Source organism: Vibrio harveyi (genome assembly GCF_030060435.1).
In the GTDB taxonomy this organism is placed as follows: domain Bacteria; phylum Pseudomonadota; class Gammaproteobacteria; order Enterobacterales; family Vibrionaceae; genus Vibrio; species Vibrio harveyi.
This window is the reverse complement of sequence record NZ_CP125875.1, coordinates 2,015,437-2,032,827: the sequence shown is the minus strand read 5'-3', so window position 1 is coordinate 2,032,827 and position 17,391 is coordinate 2,015,437. Positions and strand designations below refer to the sequence as shown.

Here is a 17,391-nt window from a genome sequence, read left to right as displayed (position 1 = left end):
ACCTTAAACTAAATCAATAAATCCTAAAAAATCTCGATAAAAATTGGGTAGCGACGAGCGCTACCCACACAATTTTTGAACGAATGTCATTATAGCCAAGCTTTAATGCCATATTGTCCTTCTAGCATACCTACTGCAAGCATAGCGACTAAACAGATAACAAGTACACCTACAGGGATCACAATCTTATCGACAAAGGATAGACGAGAAGCGCGCTCCTTATCACCAATCAGACCATTGTTGTCTAGCAGCATAGTCAGTGCCCAAGCAAGAACTGGGTTAACGACTGCAGAACCAAAGATACAGATACCTGCTGCTTGAGAATCTTTCGAGTCTTTCACCATCTGCATACCTGCTTCAAGTAGAGGTAGAGATACACCTACAAGAAGAGCAACACGCATTACTGGTGGCCATACTGCGATATCCATTGGGAAACCAAGGATTGCAATGATCATTACCAGAAGACCAAGAAGGATTGCACCGCCAGGGATAGGGCGTTTTGCGATCGCTGCTGGGATCATGTAAGTACCCCAAGATGAAGTGATGTTACCACCACCTACTGCTGTACCTACCATCTGACGGATAGAACACATTGTCATTGTGTCATCTACGTCCATCAATACTTTTTCTGTCTTTTTAGGGTAGTTCAATTCTTGGAAGATACGGTGACCTAGGAAGTCAGGAGACCACATTGCCACGGCAAGGATTGCAAATGGTAGAGATGCGATGAAGTGTTCCATGTTAGGAAGACCTAGCATCCAACCTTCTTCAGTGCTGCCCCACCAGTAAACAGGGTTTAGGTTAGGAAGACCTGTTTCAGTGACGAATTTAATATCGAAACCTGCACCTAGTACTAAAGCGATTGCAAGACCAGTGAAAGCACACACCGGAATAGCAAGCCAACGCTTGTTCACTTTTGCAAGGAATGCGTATAGTGCGATAGTGACTGCCAGTACGATCAGACCAACATAGCCCATGCTACCAGCTTCAACAGTAGAAGATTGCAGACCAACGGCCCATTCTTGAATCGAAGTAATCTGGCTCATGGTACCAGTCAAACCCAAGAAGATAAGCAAGCCACCGGCTGTACCTTCCGAGGTGAGGTTCACCAGTTTGGAGCCGCCTTTTAGGAAACTCAGTAGAAGACCGAACACACCGATTAGAATTGCCAATGCAAGAGGGTGAGCACCAGCAAGAGCGATGGTACCAATAAGAGGGATCATTGGACCGTGGTTACCTGCAAGGTTGGCTTTAGGGTTAATAAAACCAGAAGCAAGTACACAGAAAAGAAGTGCAGGGATAAGCATTTCTACACGTGCAACTTCGATAGCAAAATCTTTGCCCAAGTTGACGTGGTCCCATGCTGCAGTAAGACCTTCAGCCCAAGACATCATTACCGCAGAGTACATTGCGATAATACCGATAGTACCAGCAAGTGCTGGAACAAGGTCTTCAAGCTCAAAGCGGAAGTCACGACCTGGCAAGTTCAAGCCAAATCGACGTGGCTTCATAATTTGTAGTTCGTGGTCTAGGTAGTCTGAACGGCTTGCGAACTCAGATGATGGACGATGAAGCTCGCGGTAGCTTTTAGTCTCAATATCCGAATCAGAGTGCGCTTTATTAACTGCGTCTGACATAGATTCCTCATATATTTAAAAGTTATGAATTCTAAATTGAATTGTGTTTTTCCGCTTCCTGCGGCACGTCCTATGCTAGCTATTATTAGATTTTGTCACACGAATATCTCGTGCCTAAGCATAGCTAATAACTTGTTGTGTTGAGGCACAAAAAATTCCTCATCATTGGGGCGGAGTCTAACAAGATAGCCCTTTGGGGTGATTGATTTAGATCACTTTAAGAATAGATGTGAAAGAAAACTACAGAAAGTGTCTGGCATGCGAACAACTTGGTTATTTCGTGTGTAATTCGATTACACAAGTTGCATAAAATTAGATGTGGTTTTGCGGAAATAATACTCAACGATATTTATTGATATCATTCATGAGTGATATTAAAAGCTGGCTTTATTCTTGCTTAGTACCGAGCAAAGACGATTTTTTGGCTAACCATTGCCGCTCAGTTTAGGAAGAAGACATGAAACAGCTTAAAGTACTGCCGCTAGTGGCAATCATTTCGGGATTAATGGTCGGTTGCGGTGGCGGCGGCGGTGGCGGTGGTGGCAGTTCTACACCGAGAACTACATTCACTTTTACTTTTGCTGCCCCAAATGTCATCAGTGAAGCAAACGCACAAAAAGATAGTTGTACTGTTTACGAGCGTAGAGTAGATGGTAATGGCATCAATCAAGTATTAACTTATCAACCAGCTGTAAGTGCACAGTTGACAGGGGATAAGGTTGTTGGTTTCTATTCTGACAAGAATGGTGTCCGTCAAGGCGACTTTATCTACCCATCAGGCACTACTTTAAAATTTGTTCTAGAAGACATTCCTGAGGATGGCTACTTTACTTATCAGTTGCTTGATGCTTCTGGAACCGTATTTACGGCAAACAGCTTTAGTCGAGACTTTTTACAGGACAATAACCTTAGAAACTCAACGTTCTCGATGAATCGAGAGGCTGTGTCTGCTTGTAACAAAAATGGTAACTTTAATAAGACTACCCGAACCGATCTTAACTATGTGGCAACAGAAGCTGGTGGCTTAGAGTACAACTTTATATCTCAAGTTGCTAAAGAGTCTAAGCCTGCTTATTCCATTGACTCTTTGGATGTGAGAGCTATTGGTTCGAAGATGGAGTCGACTGTCGTGCTGCAATATGCGGACGCAGCGAAGACAGAACTGCACCAATATGGTATTCGCGATTGGTCAAGTGAATCACCATTGCCGTTGGTTGGCATGACTGGTTCTTCACCAATCTTGAACCCAACATCTTTTAAATATGACACTTTAGACATCAGTGTACTGGTTGGTGATTACAACTACGAAGTTGCAGAGTTACCTATGTCAACGATGAAGTTCTACCACCCGCTTGAACCTAAAACGGAAACTTGGACTTACAGTGTTGCAGCTGAAAAACCGATCAATGGTTGGACAGTTGCGCTGAACCAAAAGATGTACCAGGACGCAAAATGGGATATCTCAATTGATCCAAGCGCTTACTACAACCTAAATGCTCTGCCTGCAGCGCATGTGGTGAGAGGTTCAACGATTGATACTGGTTTTGCTTTCAATGACCAAGATAAAGGCTTTAGCCGCCTCGCATATCGTGCAGAGTCTAACTCTGGAACACTACACCGAGTAACACACAAGATATTTACAACTTTAGAGAGTGATGTCGTTGTTCCGGAATTGTACTACTACACATTCGATGACAGTGTGAAGCAAGATTTGAAAGTTTCTTCTACCAGTGATTACTCACAATCTATTGTCGTGGAGTCTGCTGAAGCAAACCTAAATAGCTATGACTTTGTTTCTCTTTTCTCTCATGGTGATGTGACCGATCTTAAAGTGGATCACGATGGTCTTGTGATCAGTGAAGTTGATTCTGAGAAGGTCAATACGAATGCTCAGAAGTCTGACTTTATGGTGTTGATTAAGTAATAATTAACATTTTTACAAAAAAGAGCCCCTTCCTGTGAGGGGCTTTTTTACGTCTAATATTCAGCATTAAAAGAATATATTGCTAAAAATTGCATATTCATTTGATTGTTGTATCTATCTATTCGAATTATTTAGGTTAATAATTTGTTGCAACTTGCGATGGGTGGTGATAGTTTGTTCCAATTCAAAGAGGGCGGAGTCCCTTAATTGCAGTGACAAAAACACAGGGAGTAAGGCGCATGAATGATGTACCAGCGCTAGATATAAAAGACCTGCACAAAACATTTGGACAAAATGAAGTCTTGAAAGGCATTTCACTTGCCGCTCATAAAGGTGATGTTATCTCCATCATCGGCTCTTCCGGTTCAGGTAAGAGTACCTTCCTTAGATGTATTAACCTTCTCGAAACTCCGACCGCCGGTGAAATTTGGGTAAATGGTGAACTTATCCAGATGAAGAACAACCGAGCAGGAGAGTCAGTTCCAGCTAATGAGAAACAAGTTCAGCGCATTCGCTCTCGTTTAGCCATGGTGTTTCAAGGCTTTAATCTTTGGTCACATCTAACCGTTCTAGAAAATGTGATTGAAGCACCAGTTCATGTGCTTGGCGTACCGAAAGCTCAAGCCATCGAAAACGCTGAACTGCTTTTGAAAAAAGTGGGATTGTACGAACGTAAAGATTACTACCCTGGACATCTATCCGGAGGTCAACAACAACGTGCTGCTATTGCTCGTGCTCTTGCTGTTGACCCAGAAGTGATGTTGTTCGATGAGCCGACCTCAGCACTCGATCCTGAGTTGGTTGGTGAGGTGTTAGGAGTAATGCGAGATTTGGCAGATGAAGGGCGAACGATGTTGGTCGTTACCCATGAAATGGCATTTGCGCGTGACGTATCTAACCATGTGATGTTTTTACATCAAGGCTTAGTGGAAGAACAGGGAGATCCAGCTAAGCTATTTACAAACCCAGATTCAGAACGATTACAGCAATTTATCTCATCTATCTACTAATATTTCTTGGGTGGCAGTCTTTTGCCGCCCATAAGCACAACAATCAAAACCAAATAAAAGCAATCACAGGAGTATGGAAATGAAAAAGTGGTTATTAGCAGCAACGCTTGCTGCAACAGCAGTGTCTGGTGTCGCTCAAGCGAAAGAATGGAAAACCGTTCGCTTTGGTATTGAAGGCGCTTACCCTCCGTTTAGCTGGACAGAAACGGACGGCTCTCTAAAAGGCTTCGACGTGGATATGGCGAACGCACTTTGTGAAGAGATGAAAGTGAAGTGTCAGATCGTTGCTCAAGACTGGGATGGAATTATTCCTTCTCTACTTGCTCGTAAATACGATGCGATTATTGCTGCAATGTCGATCACTGAAGAACGTAAGAAGAAAGTCGACTTCACAGGAAAATACGCACTGATTCCAAACAAGTTCATCGCTAAGAAAGGTGCAAACCTCGATTTTGATAACCTTGATGGTCAAAAAATTGCCGTGCAGCGTGCAACGACCCACGACAAATACCTGACAGATAACTATGGCGACAAAGTTGAAATCGTGCGTTACGGATCATTTGACGAAGCGTACCTAGACCTTGCAAACGGTCGTGTTGCGGCAGTGCTTGGTGATGCGTCTGCACTAGAAGAGGGTGTTTTAAACAAAGCTGGTGGCGATGCTTATGAATTTGTTGGTCCTTCACTAACGGATCCTAAGTGGTTTGGTGATGGTTTTGGTATTGCAGTTCGTAAGCAAGACAAGGATCTAACGAAAAAGCTCGATGCAGCTATTTTGTCACTACGTGAAAAAGGTGTTTATCAAGAAATCGCAGGTAAATACTTTAACTACGACGTTTACGGCGAATAAGCTGTAATTAAGCGACCGTTGGCTTGTTCCTAGAAGTAACCAACGGTCGATCTTTTGAGTTTAGGGATTAGGAACTCACCTATGCTGGATCTACAAGGATATGAAGCCTCGATCTTAAAAGGGGCTCTAGTAACCATCGAAGTCGCAGTACTTTCTTTACTTTTAGCGGTCATTCTCGGAATGCTGGGTGCATTGGCGAAGTTGGCACCGTACAAGTGGGCAAGAGCAGTTGCGACGCTTTACACCACCATCATTCGTGGCATCCCTGATTTAGTTCTGATGATGCTTATCTTCTTTGGTGGTCAAATTCTACTTAACAATAGCCTTTACTCGATCAATGAAACACTCAATGAATGGTTTACTGCAAGTGACCCAAATCATGAGTGGACTTCGTATTTGCCAGATTACATCGATGTCAGCCCCTTTATTGCTGGCGTTTTAACCATTGGGTTTATCTTCGGTGCATACATGGCAGAGACGTTTCGTGGCGCTATCATGGCGGTAGACAAGGGTGAACTAGAAGCCGCAAAAGCTTATGGCATGAGCCCGATAATGTCGTTCCGAAGAATTCTATTGCCTCAAATGATCCGACATGCTTTACCAGGCTTTGGTAACAACTGGTTGGTTCTACTGAAAACGACCGCGTTAGTATCCATCATTGGTCTGGAAGATATGGTGCGCATTAGCTCGTTGGCTGCGGGTACAACCAAAATGCCATTCACTTTTTACATGGCGGTTGCAATCATCTTCTTGTTCTTTACCAGTGTTTCAACAGGCTTACTTAAGTTGGTTGAACGCAAATTTAGTATTCACGCGAGGTAAACCATGGATTTTTCATTGATAATTGAAAGTTTCCCGGTCTACCTAGATGGATTGTGGACGACGGTATGGCTTGTTGCGTTAGCACTGGTGATTGGGTTAGCCGTATCGATTCCTCTTGCGATTGCACGTAATAGTGCAAACTACGCACTAAGCCTGCCTTCATGGGCGTTTATTTACTTTTTCCGAGGCACTCCTTTGTTGGTGCAGCTGTATCTGATCTACTACGGCATGGACCAGTTTTTTCCGGTAAAAGACACGCTTTGGGAAAACGCATGGTTTTGTGCTCTGGTGGCGTTTGTTCTCAACACGTCCGCTTATACTGCTGAAATTATTCGCGGGGCAATCAATGGCTTGCCGAAGGGAGAGGTAGAGGCAGCTAAGGCATACGGCATGAGTACGTTTATGACTTACCGTCGCATTATTCTTCCAAGTGCTTTGCGGCGCGCGTTACCTGCCTACTCGAATGAGGTTATCTTCATGCTTCATGGCAGTGCGGTCGCCGGCATCATCACCATTATGGATCTGACAGGTGCAGCCCGTTTGGTGAACTCAAGATACTACGCACCATTTGAGTCATTCTTGACAGCGGGACTCTTCTACATGGCGCTGACATTTATTATTTTGTGGTGCTTCAAAGTGGCAGAGAAGCGCTTCTTGGCGTACCTAAGACCATTGAGCTAACAAGATGGCTTGTTAATTCCACTTCATGTAGGACAATACAAACATCAAAAAAGAGCGCTTGTTGGCGCTCTTTTTTATTTTTAGTCGATGTTAGGGTCTGTTGACCTTTTGCGGTTAAATTTTGTTCGAGATAAAAGCGTTTTAATCGCGGCGAGAGGTTTGTAGCCTAGTTATTCTAAGCAAAATCCTCTCAACAAAGAGTAAAACGCTTTTAGCCGAACCCTTCGGGCAGCGTTTGTGGCTCCTTTCTACTGCGTTATCGGCTTATCAGGTAGGGCAACTACATTTCAAAGCCTCTGCCTTGTATAAAGAACCCACAAACTGCTGCAAAAATCAGCTCAAAAGGTCAACAGACCCTAGTAAGAACTACTTGAAGGTTGACCAGATTGGCGCGTGATCTGAAGGTTTTTCAATGCCTCGTAACTCATAGTCAATATCGGATTCTATGCATTTTTCTGCGAGTGATGGTGTTGCCAAAATAACATCAATACGAAGACCACGGTTATCATCGAAGCCACGCGAACGGTAATCAAACCACGAGAAGCGGTCATCGACTTCAGGGTGTAAGTTACGGAAAGTATCTTCAAAGCCCCAATCTAGAAGCGTTTGCAACCACTCACGCTCTTCTGGTTGGAAAGAACATTTACCCGTTTTCAGCCAACGTTTACGGTTTGGTTCGCCGATACCGATGTCCGCGTCGATTGGGCTGATATTGATGTCGCCCATGACAATCAGCTGCTCATCGTTAGTGTGGTGATCGTTGAGGTAAGTCATCAAGTCTTTGTAGAACTGACGTTTGTATGGATACTTAGTTTCGTGAGCAACGTTATCGCCTTGCGGGAAATAACCGTTAAGAACCGTCACTTTTTCACCGTTTTCATCTTCAAACGTCGCCATGATCATGCGCTTTTGGTGTTCTTCATTATCGGTTGGGAAACCTTTTTGAACGCTGATAGGCTCTTGTTTACATAGCATTGCCACACCGTAATGGGCTTTTTGACCGTGAAAGTAAACTTTGTATCCCATTGCTTCTACATCGTCGATAGGGAAGGCTTCGTCGTGAACTTTGATTTCCTGCAGACCAATCACGTCAGGTTGGTGCTTGTCGATGAGTGCTTGGAGTTGATGCAGACGCGCACGAAGTCCATTGATGTTAAAGCTAATTACTTTCATTTTTTATCCTTCTCAGAGGGCGTGTTTGAGCATGATGTTACCATTGCAAAGGCAAGCTGAAAATGGTTCTCATGTAAACGGAATAAGTTTAAAGAATTGTTAAATATGTAATTGCTATTGTGCCTGCGTATGGTTTAATGAGTCTCAAAAATGAGTTTGCTTGAATAAGGATGTTGTATGCGAACCATATCTGTGCAGTGGAAAATTACATTACTCTCCGGGCTTTGCCTGCTCGTCACTTCTTTATCTTTAATTGGTTTTTCGGTCTACAACGCGCTCGGTAACCAAAAGTTGTTGCAGCGAGAAACTAGCTCTTCTGTTATCGAAAAATCTGAACAACTCTTACAGACACGAGCGTTATTAAACGCGACGGAAGTGTCTGAGTATCTCAATGAAGCGACTTACCGCGCTGAAATGTTGGCAGCAAATGCGCTGTTTTTTAAAACCAACTCGGAAGAGAATTTTGGCAGTAGTGAAGATCTTCGCTCCGCTCTGAATGAAATGATTCGTCAGGCAGTGTTACGCTTTGACACGATACAAGCGGCTTATCTGGTGTTTAATCCCGACATGCTCGACAGTGAAGATGCCAACTATCGAAGTGCCGATTACGTCGGTTCTAATGAAGTCGGTCGGTTTGCGACCTATTGGTCCAAAGCGAGCAATGGTGAAAACGTGTTAGCGAGTACGATAAGTGAGCAAGCCTTGAATGAGAACGACAATGCTGAGCGCTTTTACTGTCCGCTCTCGTCTGGTCAAACTTGCATTGCATCGCCGCGGGTTAACACCAACGATGCTGGTTCCTTCTTAACAACATCGATCTCCATTCCACTCATTGTCGAGAGTATGCCGATTGGCTTCTTGGGTATAGAGTTACGATTAGACCAGTTAGCGAGCATTGCGATTAATTCTGATCAAAGCTTGTTCGCTGGGGCTGGAAAGGTATCAATGATCAGTCTCGATGGAACTTTGTTAGCTTCAGATAGTAACACTGATTCCCCTGGACAGCCTTTTTCGAGTTCCACCATTTCTAATGACAATCTCACTGATTTATTGTTTGGCGGTGAAGCCAAGGTTGAATGGGATGCCTCTGGTGAGTGGATGACGGTCTTTTCGCCTATCCAAATAGCGAATCAAACGTGGGGTGTGATCTTTGAAATGCCTCGTTCTGCAGTGCTTGCTGATGCGGATCAGTTAGACGCTTTGATTACCAATAAGATGCAAGACGGCGTTATTATTGAATTAAGTGTTGGTGTCGCACTTGTCGTTGTTGGACTGATTACAACCGGACTGCTGGCTAAGACCTTAGTGAAGCCGATTCGAGAAGTTGTCGCTCGTTTGGAAGATATTTCGACAGGGGAAGGAGACTTAACTCAGCGTTTGGAAGTTAAAACAGACGATGAAATTGGTCAACTTGCGAGGGCGTTCAATCGATTTCTTGAGCGTTTGCAATTAACGATTAAAGAAGTCGCAGAAACATCTCGACAAATTGCAGATAAGACCGAACATGCAAAACACGTTGTAGCCGTTACTCGAAATAGCAGTGATTCGCAGTTTAAAGAAGTTGATTTAGTCGCGACTGCTGCTGAAGAAATGACGCAAACAGCGGCGTTGGTGGTACAAAATGCCGAAGTTGCGGTAAAGGCGGCTGGTGAGGCGAGTGAATCTGCAGAAAACGGTCAGAAAGTGATCTTGGCGTCTGAAGCTCAGATGCAAAAACTATTATTGACCATGATGAATGCCGTCCCGGTTGTAGAAGAGCTAGCGAAGAACAACGCCAGCATTACCGAAATTCTTTCTGTTATTGAAGGCATTTCTGAGCAAACCAACTTGTTAGCTCTCAATGCAGCAATAGAAGCCGCACGAGCTGGTGAACAAGGTCGTGGTTTCGCTGTGGTGGCTGATGAGGTAAGGAGCTTAGCAAGTCGAACTCAAAGTTCGGTGGGTGAAATTCGAGATGTCATTGCTAATGTTCAAAAGGGCACGCAAGCGGTTGTTGAGTCCATTACAGAAGGGAATCAAAGTGCGCAATCCTCTTCTCAACAGGTGAATATGGCGGTAGAGGAATTACAGAAAGTATTTGAGTCAATTGCTGCGATAAGTGATATGAATAATCAGATAGTAAAAGCGGCAGAAGAGCAGCAATCTGTCTCTAATGAGGTGAATCAAAGTGTGGCGAACATTCGCGATCTGAGCAGAGAAATCCTTAATCAAGCGCAAACGTCGGAAAATACAGGTATCGAGATGACCTCACTTTCTGATCAACAGCAAACCTTAATGTCTCAATTCAAAGTATAACGTGGTATCAACGCAAACTCAGCTTAAACAAAGAGGAGCGAAATCGCTCCTCTTTTTTGTCTATTTGTTGTCTATCAGTTTGCGTTGATCTTATTTTCAAGATCGCTTTGTACGATCTTAATCGCTTTTAGCGCTATTTTAGGATCGATTTCATTCGTTTCTAGCAAGTAAATTAAATCGACAGCTAGCTTGATCTCTTCTGGGGCATCATCCAGTGGTGGTTTCGATTCTTCAGACATGCTCAATTGTTCTCTCTTTGGATTACTTGCTTTTCTAGCTCGTTTAATGCAGCTTCACAGCGAATCAGTCGTTGTTTTGCCGTTAATACAGCTTTCTGCGCTTCGGTGCGTAAATGAGCTGGAGCAATGGCAACTATTTGTTGTTTTTCTATAACCATCTCGCGCAAGCGACGAGCCCATTCTTTATGCTGCGCGACTTCTTGTTTTAGTGCATCAAGGGACTTGTCTTGTCGAGCGGATTTCTTAGGCTTTGCTTTAGGTATCTCGGCGATAGAAATTTCGCGTTGAATTGCCGTGATTTGGGCAACCAATCGGTCAGTCAGATATTCTGCTCGTTGCGCATTTAACTCACCTTCTTTTTGCTCCTTGATGATGTCGTTTAATGTCGCTCTTGCTTCATTGACACAAGGAACTAACAAACGAGAGCGGCAGCGAAATAGACGTTCATCAAACAGCATTGCCTCATGATGACCTCGCTGATGGTCAAGTGAAGCCGCTTTCTCAGACATTTGTTCTAGACCATTGGAAAGCTGTTTGATGTTCATGATAAGCCTACAAACCACGCATCATAAGCGAGTTTAATTGCTAATACGCTGACAACAGAAACAAACACAGGGCGAATAAATTTAGAACCAAAGCGGATTGCAGAGTGAGCCCCAACAAATGCGCCTGCCATTAAACATACGCCCATTGTTAATCCTAGCACCCAATTTATATGACCCAAAACAGCAAAAGTGACAAGAGAAGTGAAGTTGCTAGTAAAGTTCATCGCCTTTGCTAACCCGGAAGCGAGCAAGATGTTCAACCGATAAAGCGCCATTGAGCTTACAGTCCAAAATGCGCCAGTCCCTGGTCCGGCTAGACCATCGTAGAAGCCGATTGAGAATCCTTGCAGATACTGCTTTTTATTCAACATTGGGCATGGTTCGGGTGTCGGGCTCTGGTGAGTCGATTGTGGAGCTTTATGGAACACGGTATACATCGCGGCAGCAAGAATAATGAGAGGTAAAACCTTCTCTAGCCATTCAGTACTGATTGCGTCGACAAACAATGTGCCGAGCGTGGCACCAACAAGAGTCGCCACAAACGCTCGTCCCCAGCATTGTGGTTTAAACAAACGCTTCTTGTAGTATGTGAAAGCGGCAGTAGAAGAGGCAAACGATGCTGCCAGTTTATTTGTGCCCAATGCAATGTGCGGAGGGAGTCCCAATGACAATAAGGCAGGGACGGTGAGCATACCGCCACCGCCTGCAACCGCATCGATAAATCCAGCAACAAAAGCGACGAGCGCCAAAACCAACAGCATGGTTGGCTCAATCATTTCCATAAATCGTTATTCTTCTAATATTCTATCTTGCGTTTAAATGGCGGCAACGAGTCAATTAAGGCTTGCCCGTAGCGTTTTGTTATCAAACGTCTATCAAGGATGGTCACTCTACCAGAATCGCGCTCTTTGCGCAGTAAACGACCGACACTTTGAATCAGTTTTTTGCTCGCATCAGGCACAGTAATTTGCATGAATGGGTTGCCCCCTTTCTTTTCTATGTACTCTGAGTGCGCTTGCTCTACGGGTGAGGTAGGGACACCAAAAGGAATCTTAGTAATGACCAAGTTTTCCAATAGCTCTCCTGGCAAATCAAGACCTTCCGAGAAGCTACCCGTGCCAAAGAGAATACTGGTTTTCTGTTGGTCGACGAGCTTTTTATGTTTTTTTAGCATTTCTGCGCGTGAACTTTCGCCTTGTACTTGCAGTGCCCAGCCTCGTTTTACAAAATCAGCACTTAGAGCATCTGCGACTTGGTTCATCTGCCAATATGACGAGAATAATACCAAGTTCGCTTTGTTGTCTTCTAAATACTTAGGCAAAATTTCAATAAGATATTCGGTAAACTGTGGCGCTTGAGGTTCATACTTCATCGCAGGGATTAAAAGCTCCGCTTGGTTCTGATAATCAAACGGTGACGCCAAGGCTAAAAACTGCGTACCTGACTCAGGTTTTGCGTCTACTCCCACTTGATGGCAAAAGTAATGGAATGAATTCAGTGCACGCATCGTAGCAGAGACTAATACCGCACCGATACAACGACTCCAGATTTGTTGATCAAGTTGCCAGCCGATTTCCAAAGGTGAAACGCTCACAATATAGTCACCTTCACGATCTGGGTGCTTCTCAAGCCACCTTGCTAACGGTGCCCCTTTTTCTCGTGTTGGCTCTGCCATCAAGTTCCAAACTTGAGCAAGATTTTCTAAGCGCTGAATGTAGAACCCCAATTCAGCCAGAGCTGGCTCTGCTAACCTTGAAGAAAGTTCCCCGTCTTTTACTCGCTCAGCAATCAAATCCGCAATTTTCGCGACACTTTGGTTTGCTTTTTTACTGAGCTGTTTTAAATCTTTAGATTGATTTTCTAACCAAGTTGGAAGTTCGCCATGTTCAAAGCGATAGATGTTTTCTTCAAATTGGTTTGGGTCAAATTGCTTTGTTAATTGGCTAAGCGCGGGAATGAGTTCTTGTACCGACTCCTGCAAGTCATTGCGAAAGCGTGCGACGCGTTTCTCGTCTGCCAATGATGAGAATTTGCTGGTGGACTGATTGAGTTTCTCTAACCAAGCTGCCGCTCCTTTTAAGCTTGCAGATGCGGAAGCGTGGTCTCGTGCAACGTGCGGAAGATGATGCGCCTCATCAAAGACATAAATAGTATTTTCCGGCTCGGGCAGAATTACGCCACCACCCAGATCGGCGTCTGCCATTACTAATGAATGGTTTGCGATGATGACATCATTTTTATCCAGTTCTGAACGTGCTTTTTGGAAAGGGCAGTTACGATGAGCTGGTAGGCTGTTATTACAGCTGTGCTTGTCACTGACAATCAATTGCCAGATATGGTCATCAATAGGTTTTGGCCAGGAGTCGCGGTCGCCATCCCATTTGCCTTGAGCAAGAGAACGGTACATGGTTTCCAACAAATCAATGTCTTTCTTTTTTGGCTTAGTCTCAAACATGGCAAGTTGTCCGCCATCGACACCACTTGCCGTTGCGAGTTTCTCCGCGCAGCAATAACGTTGGCGCCCTTTTGCCAGAATAAAAGAAAACTCGCGGTCGGTAATACGACGAAATAATGGGAGATCTTTATTCACCAACTGTTCTTGCAACGCGACTGTTGCAGTCGAAATCACGACTTTTCGGTTGTTGTAGACTGCCACGGGAATAACCGCCATCAGATATGACAATGACTTACCGATCCCTGTTCCTGCTTCTGCAACAAGCATTCTATTCGATTTGTGGTATTGCCCGCACAACGTCTTAGCAATCTCTGCGACTAGGTAATTTTGCGCTCTTCGAGGTACAAAGTTATCCAGTTGAGCTTGTAAGTTCTGGTAGCTGGTTCTGATCGATTTTTGGATGTTACTAGTTAGCATAAGTGCCTCAAACGCGTGGGGCGCGCATAGTAGCACACATCACTAGTTGTACTGTAGTTCACAAAACGGAATGCTTTTATGTGGAATGTAGATCTTGTTCACAAAAAAATATTGAACTCAATCTAAATGAAAATAATTTCATTAGGTGAAAAATATAAAGCTTCAAAAATACCATTTGACCAGAATTTTATTCTGAATTAATTCGGTTTTTTGTTATTGTAAGGTTGTTTATCTCTTTTGTTTATCTTTTGCTAAATTAAGAAAAATCAAGTCGATTGTTTAGAACTTCATCGAATAATTGAAACTTAAATTTCTATGTTGCTGTAAAATAAAGATTTTTTTGTTTTTTGATGTTGTGATTTAGAAAATTTGACAGCCAGAATAATCTTTTGCACTCTAGTGCCCAGATTTTGCAGGTAAAGCATTGTTGCGATTTGATAACAAGCGACCTCAAAAATATAAAAAAGGGAATCGGAAAGGATATCCCAATCTAAGAAAAGGCAGTGGATTAATTATGAAAAAGACTCTAGTAGCTCTTGCAGTAGCAGGCATCTCTACGTCTGCACTAGCAGCAGGCAACATCTACGACAACGGTACAACATCTTTCAATGTTAAAGGTGAAATCGATACTTACGTAACTACTCTAAAGAGCAAGTACAAAAACGTAGAAAAGTCATCTGATCTAGATATCGATGTTTGGGCTAAAATCCAAATCGATTCTCAACACAAAGTAAACGAAGATATCACTGTATTCGGTTCTTTCGAAATGCAAAACGGTGAAGGTTTTGGTTTTGACGGCGACGGCTTCGCGGGCGACGACAAAAACGTACAAACTGATGACCTATACTTCGGTGCTTACCTAGGCGACAACTGGGGTGTTGCTTTCGGTGAAATCGGCGATTTCGGCGACTCTCTAGACGCAATCACTATCGACAACACTAACGAAGGTCTTGGTTACGTAGATGACTTCGTAATTTCTCAAGAAAGCCGTGGTCACGCTGCTTCTGTAAAAGGTAACTTCAACAACCTAACTGTTATTGCTGATGCATACCTAAACCAAGAAGAGAACATCGACACTGCGTTTGGTCTATCTGCACAATACGCAATCAACGACATGTTCACAGTTGGTGCTTCTTACCAAGATCAAGGTGAGAACGAAGTTAAGAAACTTGACTACAAAGTGATGGGTGTTGCTGCTCGTCTAAACATTGAAAACTTCGCGGCAGCTGTAAACTACGTTGCTGAAGAGAAGAAAGAAGCTAACGTTAAAAACGACGCTGACACTTGGTCTGTAGCTGCTTCTTACCAAATCAATGAAGCTCGTCTATACACTTCATTCGGTTTCACTAGCTACGAAGACAACAAAGACGGCAACTACTACACTCTAGGTGCTGACTACGCTCTAACAGGTAACATCCTTACGTTCATTGAATACACAGCAATCGATGAAGATGAAGGCGTAGGCAAAGCTAAGCTAGACGAAGGCGAAGTAGTTGTAGCTGGTCTATACTACACGTTCTAATTACAGAGCCTAATATTTATAGTAAAAGGTCGCAGCTATTGCGACCTTTTTTCTATAGAGTATATAAGCAAATCCTTCTTGAACTCTGGTCAATGTGAAAGAGTGTGAAACGTCAAGGATTGAGTGCGTTTACCAATTATCTACAGTGAGTTATGTAGAAATCATTGGCTTTTCAGCAATGATTTCCTCAAACTGTGATGAACGGTAAACGAGATTTAACACTGTTGATGTAATTAATTGAATTTTAAGGTTATTAGGATATGAGACTAAAAGCTTGGACTGTAGCATTTGTTCTTGGGCTATTTGGGACAACAGCGAGCGCAGACACAACAAATAAAGCTGATGCATCAGCAACCTTAACTACCGCTCAAGGCGTTCAAGTGCTGTTTGTAAATGGCGTTGATGCGGACGATTTGAGTGCACCGTTTCCCCTAGTTGAAGGCTCAAACCAAATTGTGGTTAAAGTTAATAAGGGGATTGGTCGTGGTGAAAAGCGTACCCAAGTTAAATCCTCACCATATATTATCGGCTTGAGTGCAGGTGCAGGAAAGCTATACATTGATGCGCCGTCTTTTAGAGAGCAACGTCAGGCTGAGAAGTTGTTCGAACAAGACAAAATGGACTGGAAAGTAAGTTTCAACGATAAGTCTATTGATTACTCTCAATATAAAATGCCAGGTGAGAAAGGTGCGTTCCCTTACTCAAACCTAGATGAGCAACTAGCGGAATACAATGAAGCTAATGGCGTTTTCTTTGCTAACGGTAAGAGAGTCGAATTGTCTGAGCTACAAGCAGCGACGGCTGTAACGGCAACTAGCAAAAGCGCGCAAAGAGTAAAATCACCGGTAACAAAAGCGAAGATTGCCTACCTAGAAATGACAGACGAAGAACGTCAGGCATTCATGAAGTGGGTTGCTCAACAATAAATATTATTGGTGACGACAAAAATATAAAAAAGCAGGTCTTGACCTGCTTTTTATATTTTTTGATGTGGGTGTTTTTTGATGTGCGAGCTTAGACGAGCTTAGAGAGTGACTTCTCGCCATTCTCCCGGCTTCAAGTCGTCAAGCGCAATATCACCCATGGAGTAACGTACTAAACGCAGTGTCGGGAAGCCAATATGTGCTGTCATTCGTCGTACTTGGCGATTTCGACCTTCAATGATCGTAATTGCTAGCCAAGTTGTAGGAATATTAGCTCTAAACCGAACGGGCGGATTTCTATCCCAGATCTTTGGTTCAGGCATCACTTTTACTTTTGCTGGTAATGTCATGCCATCTTTCAATTCAACACCTTTACGAAGTTTTTCCAAGTCCTCTTCATTAGGTGCTCCATCTACTTGTACCCAGTAAGTTTTTGGCGACTTTGATTGAGGTTGTGTCAACTTTGCTTGCAAGATGCCATCATTTGTTAGCACCATCAGACCTTCGCTATCTCTATCTAACCGTCCTGCCGCGTATACATCTTTGACAGGGATGTAATCCGCTAACGTTTTACGACCATCTCCATCGGTAAATTGGCTCAACGTATCATAAGGTTTGTTGAAGATGATCACCTTACGGTCTTCTGGTGCAATGCGTGGTTTTGTTGACTTTGATGAACGGGTAGAGCGCCCTGGTCGATTTTTCGCCTGTCCATTTGAATGGTTTGACTTGCCTGAGCGTTTAAAATGGCTCGGTTTAGAGTGGTTACTACGGCGACCTTTTTCATGACCCGTGCGAGATGACATGTTAACTACCTTGCAAAAATGTAAATGAACTGTGTTTGAAAGTTTTAAGTTTTCTTCTTATCGGCTATCATTTGCGCGCCTAAAACTAACAA

The 17,391-nt window shown here is 43.5% G+C and carries 15 protein-coding genes; 8 read left to right on the top strand and 7 right to left on the bottom strand.

The window, feature by feature from the left end:
- Nucleotides 1-89: 89 nt before the first annotated feature.
- Entirely contained in the window at nucleotides 90-1,637 is a 1,548-nt protein-coding gene (locus QMY49_RS09710; RefSeq protein WP_005446706.1) for a DUF3360 family protein, read from the bottom strand.
- Between the two features lie 457 nt (nucleotides 1,638-2,094).
- Between QMY49_RS09710 and QMY49_RS09705 the strand changes: the two genes are divergently transcribed.
- The 5 genes from QMY49_RS09705 (at nucleotide 2,095) to QMY49_RS09685 (ending at nucleotide 6,924) form a co-directional block, all read left to right on the top strand.
- The gene (locus QMY49_RS09705; protein WP_283311249.1) at nucleotides 2,095-3,561 is read left to right on the top strand and encodes a 54K polar flagellar sheath protein A; all 1,467 of its coding nucleotides are present in this window, start codon (nucleotides 2,095-2,097) and stop codon (nucleotides 3,559-3,561) included.
- Nucleotides 3,562-3,800: 239 nt separating this feature from the next.
- Nucleotides 3,801-4,571 (top strand): ABC transporter ATP-binding protein, encoded by a 771-nt coding sequence (locus tag QMY49_RS09700; RefSeq protein ID WP_005446708.1) that lies wholly within the window; start codon nucleotides 3,801-3,803, stop codon nucleotides 4,569-4,571.
- 79 nt (nucleotides 4,572-4,650) lie between these two features.
- Entirely contained in the window at nucleotides 4,651-5,421 is a 771-nt protein-coding gene (locus QMY49_RS09695) for an ABC transporter substrate-binding protein (protein ID WP_009698306.1), read from the top strand.
- An 81-nt stretch (nucleotides 5,422-5,502) separates the two neighbouring features.
- The gene (locus QMY49_RS09690) at nucleotides 5,503-6,243 is read left to right on the top strand and encodes an ABC transporter permease (RefSeq protein ID WP_005446710.1); all 741 of its coding nucleotides are present in this window, start codon (nucleotides 5,503-5,505) and stop codon (nucleotides 6,241-6,243) included.
- Between the two features lie 3 nt (nucleotides 6,244-6,246).
- Nucleotides 6,247-6,924 carry an ABC transporter permease gene (locus tag QMY49_RS09685; RefSeq protein WP_005446711.1) on the top strand — a complete coding sequence of 226 codons (678 nt, stop codon included), beginning with the start codon at nucleotides 6,247-6,249 and terminating at the stop codon, nucleotides 6,922-6,924.
- A 366-nt stretch (nucleotides 6,925-7,290) separates the two neighbouring features.
- On the opposite strand, the gene xthA is transcribed toward QMY49_RS09685, so the two are convergent.
- Nucleotides 7,291-8,097: an exodeoxyribonuclease III gene (gene xthA, locus QMY49_RS09680; RefSeq protein ID WP_009698305.1), complete on the bottom strand. Its 807-nt coding sequence runs from the start codon at nucleotides 8,095-8,097 to the stop codon at nucleotides 7,291-7,293.
- 177 nt (nucleotides 8,098-8,274) lie between these two features.
- Between xthA and QMY49_RS09675 the strand changes: the two genes are divergently transcribed.
- Complete coding sequence (locus QMY49_RS09675) at nucleotides 8,275-10,392, top strand: methyl-accepting chemotaxis protein (RefSeq protein WP_283311241.1); 2,118 nt, start codon at nucleotides 8,275-8,277, stop codon at nucleotides 10,390-10,392.
- 74 nt (nucleotides 10,393-10,466) lie between these two features.
- Here the strand turns inward: QMY49_RS09675 and rsmS are convergent, their stop codons facing one another.
- From rsmS to dinG, 4 genes are read right to left on the bottom strand one after another with little or no spacing between them, the layout of a single operon-like run.
- A complete protein-coding gene (rsmS, locus tag QMY49_RS09670; RefSeq protein ID WP_283311239.1) occupies nucleotides 10,467-10,631 on the bottom strand; it encodes a pleiotropic regulatory protein RsmS in 165 nt (54 codons plus the stop codon).
- A gap of 2 nt (nucleotides 10,632-10,633) precedes the next feature.
- The gene (locus tag QMY49_RS09665) at nucleotides 10,634-11,176 is read right to left on the bottom strand and encodes a primosomal replication protein (protein ID WP_049535772.1); all 543 of its coding nucleotides are present in this window, start codon (nucleotides 11,174-11,176) and stop codon (nucleotides 10,634-10,636) included.
- Nucleotides 11,173-11,958, bottom strand: a complete 786-nt coding sequence (locus tag QMY49_RS09660; protein ID WP_005449856.1) for a sulfite exporter TauE/SafE family protein — start codon at nucleotides 11,956-11,958, stop codon at nucleotides 11,173-11,175. The genes QMY49_RS09665 and QMY49_RS09660 overlap by 4 nt, the downstream gene beginning before the upstream one ends.
- Nucleotides 11,959-11,972: 14 nt before the next feature.
- Complete coding sequence (gene dinG / locus QMY49_RS09655) at nucleotides 11,973-14,048, bottom strand: ATP-dependent DNA helicase DinG (RefSeq protein ID WP_283311236.1); 2,076 nt, start codon at nucleotides 14,046-14,048, stop codon at nucleotides 11,973-11,975.
- Nucleotides 14,049-14,562: 514 nt separating this feature from the next.
- On the opposite strand from dinG, the gene QMY49_RS09650 reads away from it, so the two are divergent.
- The gene (locus tag QMY49_RS09650) at nucleotides 14,563-15,570 is read left to right on the top strand and encodes a porin (protein WP_050926269.1); all 1,008 of its coding nucleotides are present in this window, start codon (nucleotides 14,563-14,565) and stop codon (nucleotides 15,568-15,570) included.
- A gap of 260 nt (nucleotides 15,571-15,830) precedes the next feature.
- Nucleotides 15,831-16,496, top strand: a complete 666-nt coding sequence (locus tag QMY49_RS09645; protein WP_017188321.1) for a DUF2057 family protein — start codon at nucleotides 15,831-15,833, stop codon at nucleotides 16,494-16,496.
- Between the two features lie 98 nt (nucleotides 16,497-16,594).
- Here QMY49_RS09645 and QMY49_RS09640 read toward each other — a convergent pair whose 3' ends face one another.
- Nucleotides 16,595-17,299 carry a pseudouridine synthase gene (locus QMY49_RS09640; RefSeq protein ID WP_172580474.1) on the bottom strand — a complete coding sequence of 235 codons (705 nt, stop codon included), beginning with the start codon at nucleotides 17,297-17,299 and terminating at the stop codon, nucleotides 16,595-16,597.
- Nucleotides 17,300-17,391 lie beyond the last annotated feature (92 nt).